12 protein-coding genes and 1 riboswitch are annotated in these 14,329 nt (G+C 32.1%); of the genes, 9 read left to right on the forward strand and 3 right to left on the reverse strand.

Annotation, left to right across the window (positions count from 1 at the left end):
• The first annotated feature begins 262 nt into the window (after positions 1 to 262).
• From AC0N0V_RS01375 to AC0N0V_RS01385, 3 genes are all read left to right on the forward strand, one after another.
• The gene (locus AC0N0V_RS01375; protein WP_474461760.1) at positions 263 to 1,513 is read left to right on the forward strand and encodes an NAD(P)-dependent oxidoreductase; all 1,251 of its coding nucleotides are present in this window, start codon (positions 263 to 265) and stop codon (positions 1,511 to 1,513) included.
• Positions 1,514 to 1,583: 70 nt separating this feature from the next.
• Positions 1,584 to 1,685, forward strand: a riboswitch (purine riboswitch).
• Between the two features lie 259 nt (positions 1,686 to 1,944).
• Positions 1,945 to 3,288 (forward strand): nucleobase:cation symporter-2 family protein, encoded by a 1,344-nt coding sequence (locus tag AC0N0V_RS01380; protein WP_474461761.1) that lies wholly within the window; start codon positions 1,945 to 1,947, stop codon positions 3,286 to 3,288.
• Positions 3,272 to 3,847: a xanthine phosphoribosyltransferase gene (locus tag AC0N0V_RS01385; RefSeq protein ID WP_474461763.1), complete on the forward strand. Its 576-nt coding sequence runs from the start codon at positions 3,272 to 3,274 to the stop codon at positions 3,845 to 3,847. Before AC0N0V_RS01380 ends, AC0N0V_RS01385 begins: the two co-directional genes overlap by 17 nt.
• 135 nt (positions 3,848 to 3,982) lie before the next feature.
• Here AC0N0V_RS01385 and AC0N0V_RS01390 read toward each other — a convergent pair whose 3' ends face one another.
• A complete protein-coding gene (locus AC0N0V_RS01390) occupies positions 3,983 to 5,185 on the reverse strand; it encodes a DEAD/DEAH box helicase (protein ID WP_474461764.1) in 1,203 nt (400 codons plus the stop codon).
• 367 nt (positions 5,186 to 5,552) lie between these two features.
• On the opposite strand from AC0N0V_RS01390, the gene AC0N0V_RS01395 reads away from it, so the two are divergent.
• Positions 5,553 to 6,533 (forward strand): type I phosphomannose isomerase catalytic subunit, encoded by a 981-nt coding sequence (locus AC0N0V_RS01395; RefSeq protein ID WP_474461766.1) that lies wholly within the window; start codon positions 5,553 to 5,555, stop codon positions 6,531 to 6,533.
• Between the two features lie 175 nt (positions 6,534 to 6,708).
• Here the strand turns inward: AC0N0V_RS01395 and AC0N0V_RS01400 are convergent, their stop codons facing one another.
• Complete coding sequence (locus tag AC0N0V_RS01400) at positions 6,709 to 7,986, reverse strand: FAD-dependent oxidoreductase (protein ID WP_474461767.1); 1,278 nt, start codon at positions 7,984 to 7,986, stop codon at positions 6,709 to 6,711.
• Between the two features lie 142 nt (positions 7,987 to 8,128).
• Between AC0N0V_RS01400 and AC0N0V_RS01405 the strand changes: the two genes are divergently transcribed.
• The 4 genes from AC0N0V_RS01405 to AC0N0V_RS01420 all read left to right on the forward strand — a co-directional run bounded on the left by AC0N0V_RS01405 (position 8,129) and on the right by AC0N0V_RS01420 (position 11,471).
• Entirely contained in the window at positions 8,129 to 8,392 is a 264-nt protein-coding gene (locus tag AC0N0V_RS01405; RefSeq protein ID WP_474461768.1) for a hypothetical protein, read from the forward strand.
• 107 nt (positions 8,393 to 8,499) lie between these two features.
• Entirely contained in the window at positions 8,500 to 9,948 is a 1,449-nt protein-coding gene (locus tag AC0N0V_RS01410; protein WP_474461769.1) for a DEAD/DEAH box helicase, read from the forward strand.
• A 268-nt stretch (positions 9,949 to 10,216) separates the two neighbouring features.
• Positions 10,217 to 10,384, forward strand: coding sequence for a zinc-ribbon domain-containing protein (locus tag AC0N0V_RS01415; RefSeq protein ID WP_474461770.1), 168 nt, complete (start codon positions 10,217 to 10,219; stop codon positions 10,382 to 10,384).
• A 220-nt stretch (positions 10,385 to 10,604) separates the two neighbouring features.
• Complete coding sequence (locus AC0N0V_RS01420) at positions 10,605 to 11,471, forward strand: tRNA 2-thiocytidine biosynthesis TtcA family protein (protein ID WP_474461772.1); 867 nt, start codon at positions 10,605 to 10,607, stop codon at positions 11,469 to 11,471.
• A gap of 39 nt (positions 11,472 to 11,510) precedes the next feature.
• Here AC0N0V_RS01420 and AC0N0V_RS01425 read toward each other — a convergent pair whose 3' ends face one another.
• Positions 11,511 to 12,443 (reverse strand): DUF2935 domain-containing protein, encoded by a 933-nt coding sequence (locus AC0N0V_RS01425; RefSeq protein WP_474461773.1) that lies wholly within the window; start codon positions 12,441 to 12,443, stop codon positions 11,511 to 11,513.
• 464 nt (positions 12,444 to 12,907) lie between these two features.
• On the opposite strand from AC0N0V_RS01425, the gene gdhA reads away from it, so the two are divergent.
• Positions 12,908 to 14,269, forward strand: a complete 1,362-nt coding sequence (gdhA, locus tag AC0N0V_RS01430) for an NADP-specific glutamate dehydrogenase (RefSeq protein ID WP_474461774.1) — start codon at positions 12,908 to 12,910, stop codon at positions 14,267 to 14,269.
• The last annotated feature ends 60 nt before the right edge of the window (positions 14,270 to 14,329 follow it).

Below are 14,329 nucleotides of genomic sequence, written 5' to 3' on the forward strand. Positions count from 1 at the left end.
TTTTTCACTGTCAAAAGCCATTAAATACATATGAAAACAAAAATAATAGATTTAGAGGGGATTTTAAAATATATTTTAATAATTTTATATGATGAGAAATAATTATTATCGGTTGAGATAAATTCGATTTATTGCTTTTGTTGCTAAAAATAAATTAAGTGATATAATAAATAGGACGAGAAATATGTAATTAAAAGTAATAAAATAAAAATTTTGTGATAAATTTGTAACAATATAAGATAGTTTGTCAGGAGGTTAACAAATGAATTTACTAAATAAAGAAGCAAATAGATGTTTGATGTGTAAAAATCCAAGGTGTAAACAACATTGTCCTATAGGAACTCCAATTCCAGAAGTAATACAATTATTTAAGGATAATCAGTTAGATAAAGCGGGGGAGTTATTATTTAATAATAATCCGTTATCAGTTGTATGTTCAATAGTATGTCCGCATGAAGAACAATGCAAGGGGAATTGTATCAAGGGAATAAAGGGAGAACCAATAGAGTTCCATGAGATTGAGAAGTATATTTCAACGAATTTTTTAGAATCTGTTCAATTTAAACCAAACAACCTATTAAAAGACAGGGTGGCTATTGTAGGATCAGGTCCAGCTGGAATTACAATTGCATTTATTCTTGCTAATAAAGGCTATAAGGTTACTATATTTGAAAGTAAAGAAAAAATAGGCGGTGTATTAAGATATGGTATACCAGAATTTAGGCTGCCTAAAGATATTTTAGATAAGATTCATCAAAAACTTATTCAGATAGGTGTTAAGATAAGACCTAATACACTAATTGGGCCGGTACTAACAATGGATAAATTATTTGAAGATGGATATAAAGCAATTTTTCTTGGAACTGGTGTATGGAATCCAAAAACTCTAAATATTAAAGGTGAAAGTTTAGGAAATGCACATTATGCTATAGATTATTTAAAAGCACCTAATGTTTATGATTTAGGTAAAAGAGTATGTGTAATTGGTGCTGGAAATGTGGCTATGGATGCAGCAAGGACTGCAAAGAGAAACGGTGTAGATGAGGTATGTATTCTTTATAGAAAAGATTTCGAAGATATGACTGCAACGAGAGTTGAAATTGAAGAAACAAGAGAAGATGGTATTCGATTCGAATTATTTAAAGCACCTCTTGAAATATTAGAAGAAGGGGTAAAATATATAGAAACTAAGAAGATTGAAGACGAGAATGATAAAGTAAGTGTAGTAACGTTAGAGGGAACAGAAGGACTTTATGAATGTGACTCTGTTATAATAGCCGTTAGTCAGTCTCCAAAAAATAATATAGTTGCTAATAATAAAGGCATAGAAACTGACCGATATGGACTACTAGTAACAGATGAGTTTGGACACACTACAAGAGAAGGCGTTTTCGGTTCAGGAGACGTAGTTACCGGAGCTAGAACTGTAGTGGAAGCTGTTAATTATGCCAAAACTGTGGCAGAGTCAATTGACAAGTATTGCATAACACTTAGAGATAATAGTGAAAAATAAGGCAATTGAAATTTATAATTCAAAACATGAATAAAAAATTTGTCTTTTTATATAAGAATGTGATATAATACTCCATATCATACAGAAAGCTCGTATATCATCGGTAATATGGACCGAAAGTTTCTACCTGCTAGCCGTAAATTAGCAGACTACGAGGTATTGTTTTTAGTAATTAGATATGATTTATCCAATGGTTACTAATATTGGATATTGAATCTCGATTAGTGGCTGAATATCCAATGGATATTCAGCGGAAGGTAAGCATGCCTTCCTAAGGCTAAGAATTGAGTTTATATCTATTTATCTTGAACTCAACACCTCAATTTATATTGAGGTGTTTTTTATTTACAGTTAAAATACTGTATCAGTCCTCTACGATGCTCTGTGTATGATGAATTTAAAATTTTTAAACATAGAGGGAGATGGAAAGAATGAAAAATAATCAGACTGATATTCAGTTAGTTTATGGAGTTAACGATAAGCCGAAAATGTTAACACAAATCCTACTTGGATTACAACATATCTTTGCTGCATTTGGTGGAATTATCGTTGTTCCAATCGTAATCTCAGCGGCATTAGGATTCGATGCAAAAACATCAACAGCACTAATTAGTAGTGCAATTTTAATGGCGGGAGTTGCTACTTTTATTCAATCCAGAGGAGTTGGCTCAGTTGGAGCACGTGTTGCATGTGTTATGGGTACTGACTTTACATTTGTGGCACCAGCAATAGTAGTCGGATCAAAATTTGGATTACCAGGAATTTTTGGAGCAACAATCTTAGGTTCATTTATTGTAATTATTTTAAGTTTTTTTGTTAAACCGCTAATGAAATTATTTCCTCCTATTGTAACAGGGACAGTAGTAGCTCTAATTGGACTAACATTGCTACCAGTATCAATAGATTGGGCAGCAGGTGGTGTTGGAAGTCCTAATTATGGAAGTTTGAAAAATATAGCTATAGCTTTAGTAATAATGATAGTTACGTTATTATTAAATCATTATGGAAAAGGCTTAGTAAGTAGTGCCTCAATTTTAATTGGAATGGTTATTGGATATATAATTTGTATACCTCTAGGAATGGTTGATTTTTCATCTGTTAGTCAAGCTAGTTGGCTGTCATTTCCTAAAATTTTTGGACATGGTATAAATTTAAGTTTAAAAGTTGTTCTGCCATTTATACCGGCCTATTTTGTTACAATTATTGGAACAGTGGGATGCTTAAAGGCTATTAATGAGGTTTCAGGAATGGAATCAGATGAAAAACGTATTGGTGCAGGTGTTTTATCAGATGGTGTTGGAAGTATGTTAGCAGGTTTCTTTGGGGCATTACCTAATACATCTTTTAGCCAAAATATTGGATTAATACCATTAACAAAGGTTGCAAGTCGTTATGTAACAATGATGGCGGGAGTGCTGCTAGTTATTTTGGGATTATTCCCTAAATTTGCAGCATTGATCAATATAATGCCACAGCCAGTACTTGGTGGTGTAGGAATTGTTATGTTTGGGACGGTAGCAGCAGCTGGAATTGAAACTTTAAGCCGTGTAAAGATAAACAATCGTAATCTATTAATAATTGCTACATCAATTGGTCTAGGATTAGGAGTTACATTCCGTCCAGAGTTCATTAGTCAGCTTCCAGAAGGTATAAAAATGATTTTTTCATCTGGAATTTCAACAGGGACAATTGTAGCATTAGTATTAAATTTGATATTAAAAGAGGAAAACAAAAAAACTTGTGGAGTAGGTGAGATAAATGAAAATGTTGCATAAGTATATTTTAGAATATGGACATGCAGTATCAGAAAATGTGTTAAAGGTTGATTCTTTTTTAAATCATCAGGTCGATCCAAATTTAATGTATGAAATGGGAACCTATTTCAAGAATTATTTTAAAGAACATGGAATTACAAAAGTATTTACAATCGAAAGCTCTGGAATTGCTCCAGCTGTAATGACTGCAATGCAAATGAATTTGCCAATGGTAATACTAAAGAAAAGAACATCAAAAATTTTGAATGATGATGTTTATCAAACAACTGTGCATTCATATACAAAGGCTTTAGATTATGAGTTAACTTTATCAAAGAAGTATATAACATCAAAGGATCGTATATTAGTTATAGATGATTTTTTAGCAAATGGTGAAGCTGCATTAGGAGCAGCTCGTTTAATAGAGGAAGCCGGAGCTAAAGTTGCTGGAATAGGAATCGTTATTGAAAAATCATTCCAACCTGGACGTAAGATTTTAGATGACAATGGGTACGATGTATATTCATTAGCTCGTGTTTCTAAGCTTGGAGAAGGAATAATTGAATTTGTAGAAAGTTAGCATTACTAAAGCTAAAAGATCACGTTAAGTTAAAACTTAATGTGATCTTTTAGCTTTTATACAGGCGGTAATGATATCAAAAAAGGCACCTAACCACAAAGTCAGATGCCATAGATATAATGTTGTTTTTTAGAATTATTCTTTTATTTTAGATTTAGAAACTTTATCAGTGTCACGCTTCACATTAGGCATACTTTTTTTAGGTTCTACTATAGTGCCTTTATATACATCTATTTCTTGAATTTTTATATTAAAATCTCTCTCATATCTTCTAATCGTAGCTACTTCTTTTTCTGTAACTATTGAAATGGCTGTACCAGGCTTTCCTGCTCTTCCGGTTCTACCAACTCTGTGTAGATAATCCTTTGAATCTTGAGGTAAATCTAAATTAAATATGTGAGTTACATCTTTTACGTCAAGCCCTCTTGCTGCTACATCAGAAGCTACCAAAAGTTGGATCTTTCCGCTTCTAAATCCTTCCATAGCCTTTTTACGTTCTTCCTTTGTTGCTGTACCAAATATTCCATAAGCCTCAAGGTGATGGTATTGAAGCTTCAGAGTAGTTAGTTGAGTTTCCTCGCTTTTATTGATAAATACAATAGCTCTTTCTGGATTTTCAGCAGCTACTAATTTCCTTAGAAATTCAATTTTATCCCTTTGTTCTGTAACTATGTATAGATGCTCGATATCTGGGTTAACTAAAGTCTTTTCCTCAACTTTTATAATTTCTGGCTCTTTCATTAAGCTTTTTGCCACATTTAATGTCTCTTGACTAATGGTAGCTGAAAATAACATTAGTTGTCTATCTCTCATGGTAGTTTTTATGACATCCTTAACTTTAGATAAATTATTTTGGTCTAGTAATCTATCACCTTCATCTATGACAATAGTTTTAATTGTATGTGCACTTATCTTCTTCATTTTTATCAGTTCGAATATTCTTCCGGTTGACCCTACTATTATATGAGGTTTTTCCTTCAGTTTCTCAACTTGTCTCTTCACATTAACTTCTCCTATTATAGGAGTAGAGGTAATTGGTATTCCAGAGTTCTCTGATAGAAGTTTTATTTCACTATCTATTTGCATAACTAGTTCATGAGTAGGGGCAAGTATAATAGCCTGCATTTCTCTTTTGCTACTATCTATTTTTTCGAATATAGGTAATAGATAAGCTAAGGTCTTTCCGCTACCTGTCTGAGATTGACCTATGACATCTTTATTTTCAAGGGCTAAAGGCACTATTTTAACTTGAATATCTGTAGGCTCATTTATGCCTTCTTTTTTTAATCCTTCTATTAAATTTGTGTTTAATCCTAATATATCAAATGATGTTTCCATATTTATCTCCTTTAGGTTTAATGTTGGTAAAAACTCATCTAATTTTATACTTAGTATGTACGTTTGTCAATGTTCTTATAACACTATAGCGCTGCTTACTGTGTGAATAACATTTAGTGAAATTTAAGTTCGTAATGATATTTCTAACTCGGTTTAATTTAAGTACAGTAAATGAAATATATGGTATAAATGGTGTATTAATTATGGAAGCGTGGCAATAAGTAAATTGAATTAGAAGAAGGAAAGAGAGATTTAACTTAATAATTCTAAAGAGTTTGAAGTTAAAGTTAAGAGGAAAGAAGTTAAAACAACCTTAATATAATTATTATAGGATAAGTTAAAAATGTAGCATTTAGGAGGAGTTTTTATGTATCCTATGAAATTTGAAAACTTATACTTCGAAAAAATATGGGGAGGCAGAGATTTAGAATTATTTAGAGATAATCTTCCAGAGGGAAATATAGGTGAAAGCTGGGACGTAGCTTGTCACAAAAATGGAATGAGTATCGTTGCAAACGGAGAATTCAAAGGTGAAAGATTAGATGATTTGATAAGAGAAAAAGGTAGTGAACTTATTGGAACAAAAATCTCTAAGGAATGGTTTCCCCTTTTAACTAAGCTTATTAACGCAAAAGAAAGTTTATCTGTCCAAGTGCATCCAGATGATAAATATGGGAGAGAAGTTGAAGGGGAAATGGGAAAGACAGAGGTATGGTATGTAATAGAGGCCTTCGAAGGAGCTAACCTAATTGTTGGGACAAAGGAAGGATGTACAAAAGAACCATTCAAGAAGGCTATAGAAGCTGGAAATCTTGAGCAATATATGAATAAGGTTAATGCGAAAAAAGGTGATGTATACTTTGTAAAGAGTGGATTAATACACGCCATAGGTGAAGGAGTTATTATTGCTGAAATTCAGCAAAATAGCGATACTACTTACAGAGTATATGATTATGGAAGAGACAGAGAGCTTCATATAGAAAAGGCGCTAGATGTAGTAGATTTAAGTTTAAAAGGAGAAAAAAGTAAAGGAATCAAAATAGAAAATGACGGTTTTGATAAAACCTATTTATGCTTATGTAAGAATTTCTCCTTGGAGATGTATGATGTTAGAACAAAAGTAGAAGAGAGAAGTGATGAGGAAAGATTCTTTGTTTTCACAGTGGTAGATGGAAATGGAGAGATAGCTTATATAGGGGGAATTGAAAAACTAAGTAAGGGGGATAGTGTTTTAATTCCTGCTGCGCTGGGTAAGTATACTTTACGGGGAAATATGAAGGTTTTAAAAAGCTATGTTCCAGATGTAGAGAAAGTGGAAAAAGAAATACTAGGTTTTATAAAAAAATAATAGTGATATAAGAAAGTAATGTTTATAGTTATAAAGATATGATAATACTGGATGGAATCTGGAAGTAGGGTTTTCTATGATATCTTTAAAGGAAAGGCAATTCAAATGATACACTGATAAGGGGCTCCTCAAAATAGATATATGTATTTTGAGATGACCCCTTATGTTTTTGAATTTATATTAACTTCTTATCTAATACACCAGTTAATCCCAGGTCTTCAATTCTTCTTTTTATTTCAACCTTATCAGTAGAATATAATTCTAATTTTTTCATTCTCTCAAAATACTCTGCCCCAGAAAAAGTATGCCTTATCTTTTTACCGTTTGGGGTAGTTAGTCTGTAGTTAGAATAAGAAATTAGGTCACCTATAGTCGTCTTATCAGGCAAAACTAATAAAGGAATATTAACTCCAAACCTTACTGCGTTGTGGCCAGCTAAAGATCCTGTACAAATAGCTTCAGTATGGCCAATAAAGAAACCTGACTTTTCGCCTGCACAGAATAAATTATCTACTCCGATTACTTTTAAGTCATTGGTTCTAGGTGCTGCAGCCAAGTATCTTATAGAATTACCTTTTCCGCCAGAATAAGGATCCATAAATCTAACTTTCTCAAGCCCAGGAATTTTTCTAAGCTTATCGATAGGATAGAAAGGACTCATTAATTTGATATGACCAGTATCAAGTAATACTAAATTTTCTGCAAACTGTTCTAGTGCATACTGCTGACAAACTTTAATATTTAATTTATCTGGGTTAACATCCTCAGCGGGAATTTTTAGAACTGCAGATCCTTTCTCATCTAATTCTTTTATTAATTCATCTGATAAGCTATCCTTTGGAATCTCACAGGACCCACTAAAAGCTCCAGGAGTTCCATTAACTCGTTCTGAATTTAAATCCTCTACGCCTGCTTTAGCACTAATGCTGACTCTAGAGCCAAAGGTAGGACATCTTAGAATACACATTACACAGCCATTGCCGTATTTTGAACAGTTATCCATGGCACCTGTAGAGCCTGTAGCATCTATAAATACGTCTCCTTCAACTAAAGTTCCGTCTTGAAGTTTTATAGCTTTTATTCTTTTATTATTCATTTCTACTGTAGCAACTCTAGCTATTAGATTTATTTCTATTCCTAAATTAGATAGATACTTTCTTACATCAGGCTCAACCTTACTTACATCGTAAAGTGATGCGTGGTTGTGCTCAGGAAAGTGTATGTTTTTATGTCTTGCATTGGTATCCATTATGTGAATTAAGTCTCCAGCGCCTAAGTTTATTATTTCTTCTGCAGCAGTATATCTTCCATTGTTTCTAAATATTCCTCCTACATTTCCAAGACCTAATAATAAATCTGTTTTTTCATATAAGGCCACGTCGGCGCCCGCTTTCTTAGCTGTAATAGCTGCGGCACATCCAGACCAACCTCCACCGATAATTATTACTTTCATAAACAACACCAGCCTTTCGTTTTGAGTGCTAATATTAAGATATTTTAAAAATGAAAATTTGTGACTGATTTCTGGAAATTTTATTAAGATATATATATTAAGTTTTAAGATGTGATATAATAGTTTTCAGGTGGTGAGATGAATGGATAAAGAATTATTACAAGCACTAAGTAATTTACTAGATGAAAAGCTTGAACCGATAAAAACTAAGCTTGATGAAACTTACCAAATAGTTAAAGCACTTGAACATAAAGCGGAAGTTAACAAGGTAGAACATGATAAAATGGCTAATGATATAACTCATATCAAAGGTGATGTTGAAGCTATAAAAAAAGATTTAACTAATGTTGAAATTATAACTAGTAGTAATTGGAATGAAATAGCGAAATTAAAGGCTGTAAAATAAATATAAAATATTTATAGTTAAGGATTAAGCAGTTAGCTTAGTCCTTTTGTTTTAGTGGAGTTAGTTTAAAAAAATTGGATAAACTATATATAAAAGGAGAAATAAAAATGACAAATTCAGAATTTAAAAGTTTTAAAATAGATGAAGAAATACTAAAAGCTATAGACCTATTAGGCTATAAAAAACCATCAGAAGTGCAGCAAGAGGTTTTACCTTTGGCGCTTGAGGACAGAGATATAATAGTAAAATCGCAAACTGGAAGTGGAAAGACTGCAGCTTTTGGTATTCCTCTTTGTCAAAAAATGAATGTAGAACAAAGAAAAGCACAAGCACTAGTGCTTACCCCAACTAGAGAGTTAGCAATACAAGTAAAAGAGGATATAACCAACCTTGGAAGATTCAAAAAGATAAGATCAGCAGCTATCTTTGGCAAACAACCTTTCGATATGCAGGTTAGAGAGCTAAAACAAAGAGTTCATGTTATAGTAGGTACACCAGGAAGAACCTTAGATCATATAGAAAGAGGAAGCATGGAATTAGATGAGATTAAATACCTAATTCTAGATGAAGCAGATGAAATGCTGAATATGGGTTTCATCGATCAAGTTGAAGCTATAATAAATAAACTTCCAAAGGATAGGATTACAATGCTGTTTTCAGCAACTATGCCAGAACAAATAGAAGAGTTATCTCGTAAGTATATGAATAACCCTACTAAAATAGAAATCCAATCTAAGAATGTTACCAGGGAGAAAATTAGGCAGGTATATTATGAAATAGAAGAAGATAAGAAATTTAATCTACTAAATAAAGTAATATACACAGAAAGACCAGACAGCTGCATTCTATTTTGCAGAACAAAAGACAATGTAGGAACTTTAGCTCAAAAGATGAAGAACAGGGGTTACTCTGCAAGTGGTTTACATGGTGGAATGCTTCAAAAGGATAGAATGGATACTATTAAAGCCTTCAAAAGAGGAGAATTTAGTTTCTTGGTAGCTACAGATGTTGCAGCTAGAGGAATTGATGTAGAGGATATAACTCATGTAATAAATTATGATATTCCATTAGAAAATGAAAGCTATGTTCATAGAATAGGAAGAACAGGGCGTGCAGGTAGTGAAGGAGTAGCAATAACCTTTGTAACTCCTTATGAAAATAGATTTTTAAATGATATTGAAGAGTATGTTGGATATAAGATACAAAAGTCAGAAATGCCTTCAAACGAAGAGGTGGAAGAAGGAAGAAAATTATTTGAAGAGAAAATCAAAGTTAAGCCGAAATTAAAAACTGATAAGAGTGCTAATTTAAATAAAGGTATTATGAAAATTTACATAAATGCTGGGAAAAAGAAGAAAATGAGACCAGGAGACATAGTTGGTGCCATTACTAGCATTGAGGGTGTAACTGCTGACGATATTGGAATAATAGACATCCAAGATAATGTTTCTTATGTTGATATATTGGATGGAAAGGGAAAGAAAGTGTTAGATATGCTTAAGACCTCAACTATAAAAGGAAAAGCAGTTAGAGTTCAAAGGGCTTATAATAAGTAAAGCCAAAAATTCAGTTAAATAGAGAATAATAAGCAAATTTACTTTCAAAATAAAATGTTATTTTACATTTTAGAAATAAATTTTCAAAAATTTAAAAAATTATTCTATTTAGCTATTGCTTAATATAGAATAACATGATATTATAATCAAGTAGCAACGGTTCAACGAATCGTTAGCGGGAGATTTAATAATGGTGAACAACGTTTCCTCGTTTTGAGAATTAGTTGTCAGTTTTAAATCTTAATTTTCAAAAAGGAGGAATATTGAAATGGATAAAACTTTAGTTTGTAAAGACTGTGGAAAAGAATTCGTATTTACTGAGGGAGAGCAAGCTTTCTACAAAGAAAAAGGATTCGAAAACGAACCACAAAGATGTGCTGATTGCAGAAGAGCAAAGAAGCAACAAAACAACAACAACAGAGGATTCAGAAGATAATATTTTGAATACTTTTACCCTATAAGATTAATCTTATAGGGTTTTTAATTTTTAAAAATATATTAGATTGAATACATTTCGAAGTTCACAAAATAGACTTTGAAATTACAAATACAGTTATCTAATCTAAATAGTTAGAATGTGTATTGGATATTTGTGTCTAAAGACAAGATCACATAAAAATGATATAATGATGTGGTAAAAAAGTGAGGTGTTACAAATGAGTGATATTGCAGGAAGTGGTTGCGAGGTACTAGTTCCATTTAATGAAAGAAAACCACTAGAAGAAATAGAACGTAGTATTACTACAACATATAAGAAACGAATATGGTCAAAATTTATTAAAGCAATAAAGGATTATAAATTAGTAGAAGAAGGGGATAAAATTGCGGTTGCCGTTTCTGGAGGTAAAGACAGTTTATTAATGTCTAAGCTATTCCAAGAGCTACACCGTCACAGGCAGATGAATTTTGAATTAGAATTTATTGCCATGGACCCAGGCTATCATCCGGATATTAAAAAACTACTAATAGATAACTGTGAATACTTAAATATTCCTATTCACATATTTGAATCTGGTATTTTTGAGGTAGTGGATCGTATAGCAAAGGATTACCCTTGCTACATGTGTGCAAAAATGCGTAGAGGATCATTATATTCAAAAGCACAGGAATTAGGATGCAATAAGCTTGCACTAGGACATCATTTTAATGATGTTATTGAAACAACCTTATTAAATGTTTTATATTCCGGAAACTTTAAAACAATGCTACCAAAACTAAAATCATCAAATTTTTCAGGATTAGAGTTAATTCGTCCTCTATATTACATTGAAGAACAATCTATTCAACGTTTTACACAGAATGCTGGTATTTGGCCATTAAACTGTGCATGTATGGTTGCAGCAGAGAAAATAGGAAACAAGCGTTACGAAATTAAGGATTTACTTGTTGAATTAAAGAAAAACTTTAAAGATGTAGAAAAATCTGTTTTCCAAGCAGCTCAAAATGTAAACATGGATTCTATTTTAGGATGGCAGAAGGATGGAGAAAAGCATTCTTATCTAGACTTTTACGACGAAGAATAATATAGGAAAAGAGAGCTTTTTAGCTCTCTTAAATTACGATTATACATTATGAATAGTACTATAATCTCTAAGTAATCTCAAATAGTGATTAGCCTCTCTAGTAACATGATCTGCAAGTAGCGGTGGTATAACTCCCTTTATCTTGCAGGATATAATACCTTCGGTACCTTGTTTTTTAAAGTTTCTTAAATTTGTAACTGCATTTAGATTTTTCTTTGTAACCTCTGGCAATTTAGTAGGTTGTTTTACTAAATTGTTTGTTTCTTTTTGAAGTCCTTCAAATTCCTTAGCAAATTCATTAGCCTTTTCAAAGAGTTGTTTTTCCGATGGGTCAAGATACCCTCTTATAAACTCTGCGTGCTCTTCCATGATTTCATTCCAAAAGATTTCCTGCTCTATAATATCTTTTATAGTGTCTATATCGCCTCTGTTTTCAAGTCTTGTAAAGATCATAAGAAAGAACTTGCTTTCATGAATTACGTGTTCGAGCATTGTAGGGTATACGTAACTAAATGATTTGCAACTTGAAATACTTTTATAAAGATTAGATAGAAATGCTATAGCTGAATTTGTTCCAACCATAACAGCTTTATTTAATGCAGATATTTCTTTAAGTAATTGTTGTTTTTGCCCAGGCTGCATATTAGCATTTAACTTTAATTCTTTTTCTGTGATGTTAGAATCTATAGGTATTCCGGTCAAAAACTGAGTTTCTTTTTCAGCTGCAAGTGTGAGATTTGTTACAAATTCTCCAGATAACAGAGCTTCCTTACTTATTAATCCATTGGATAACATAACGGCTCTAGAGAGAAGTTTTTCGAAGCTGTTTTTCATTGCAACTAACTGACGAGATATCGCCAAATCCCTTGGAGGTAATGAAGCTGCTGCAAAAATAGCATGCTCCTTAGCGATTCTAAGGAAAAATAAATTTGTTTCAAGAGAATGTTGTATATAATCCTTATCAGATAGCATTGAATTCTCCTTTTTATTAAGTGATATCCACTTATCATAATATGTTTTAACTTTGATGAATGTTATAGGAATTTAAAGATTTTTTTCGATAAATGTTAACAAATTGTGAACAGTGTTATTTATTTAACATAAAAAATATTCAGAATTATACATCGAATGAAAGGTGATTAAATGAATTATTTGTAAAAAATAGTTTAGTTAGGTATTATTAGTGAAAGTTGTGATATTGATCACGGGAAAATTAGATTTATTTTATGAAAACATTCACATAGACCATATTTATGAATAAAAAGTTAACTAAATTATAAATTGTTTGATAAATTATTAATTAAGAATCTAAAAAATATTATAAAAAAAGAAGAGGAATATTGCATGGGTTATAGAATATATATAGTATCAGGAATTTAAAGATTCAATATTTAAAATCAAACGACAAAATAAATTCATATATGGAGGTAAAGAATATGACAAATGTAAATGCATCAACTTACATCAAAGAGGTAATTGAAAACGTTAAGAAGAGAAATGGTAACGAGCCAGAATTTTTACAAACAGTTGAAGAAGTTTTAGGATCATTAGGTCCAGTATTTGAAAAACATCCTGAATACATAGAAGAAAATCTTTTAGAGAGATTCTGTGAGCCAGAAAGACAAATATCTTTTAGAGTTTCATGGGTTGACGATGCAGGAAAATTACAAGTTAACCGTGGATTCAGAGTACAATTTAACGGAGCTATAGGACCTTACAAGGGAGGATTAAGATTCCATCCATCAGTTTATATAGGAATTGTTAAATTCTTAGGATTTGAGCAAATATTAAAGAACTCATTAACTGGTCTTCCAATAGGCGGAGGTAAAGGTGGAGCTGACTTCGATCCAAGAGGAAAATCAGACAATGAAATCATGAGATTCTGCCAAAGCTTCATGACTGAGCTTTACAGACATATTGGACCAGATGTAGACGTTCCAGCTGGAGACTTAGGTGTTGGTGGAAGAGAAATCGGATACCTTTATGGTCAATATAGAAGAATTAAAGGAGCTTTCGAAAACGGAGTTCTTACTGGTAAAGGTTTAACTTATGGTGGAAGCTTAGTAAGACCAGAAGCTACTGGATTTGGAGTAAGTTACTTCTGTAATGAAATGTTAAATCATGAAGGAACAGATTTTACTGGTAAAACAGTTGTAGTATCAGGATTTGGTAACGTTGCTTGGGGAGTTTGTAAGAAAGTTAGTGAATTAGGAGGAAAAGTTGTAACACTTTCAGGCCCAGATGGATACATTTATGATCCAGAAGGAGTAACTGGAGAAAAGATAGATTACATGGTTGAAATGTTAACAATAAACAAAGGTGCAAGAATTAAAGATTATGCTGATAAATATGGTGTACAATTCTTCCCAGGAGAAAAACCATTTGGAGTTAAAGCTGATATCATAATTCCATGTGCTATTCAAAATGATATTAAAATAGAAGAAGCTAAGAAAATAGTTGAAAACGGAGTTAAATTCGTTTGTGAAGCTGCTAATATGCCATGTACAAATGAAGCAGTTGAATACTTCTTAGAAAAAGGCGTAATAGTTGGACCTTCAAAAGCTGCTAATGCTGGTGGAGTTGCTACATCTGCTCTAGAAATGGCACAAAACAGTGGAAGAATAGCTTGGACTGCAGAAGAAGTAGATGCTAAATTACATCAAATCATGGTTAATATCTACAATAACTGTAAGTCAGCTTCTGAAAACTTTGGCTTTGGATATAACTTAGTTGCTGGTGCTAACATTGCTGGTTTCGTAAAAGTTGCTGAAGCTATGCATGCACAAGGAAACTACTAAAATATAGCGACATAATTAGAATTTGTTTATATAGATAACATATTGATTACTGATGGATTA

The sequence above is a fragment of the Clostridium sp. CS1-1 genome, from assembly GCF_056135525.1.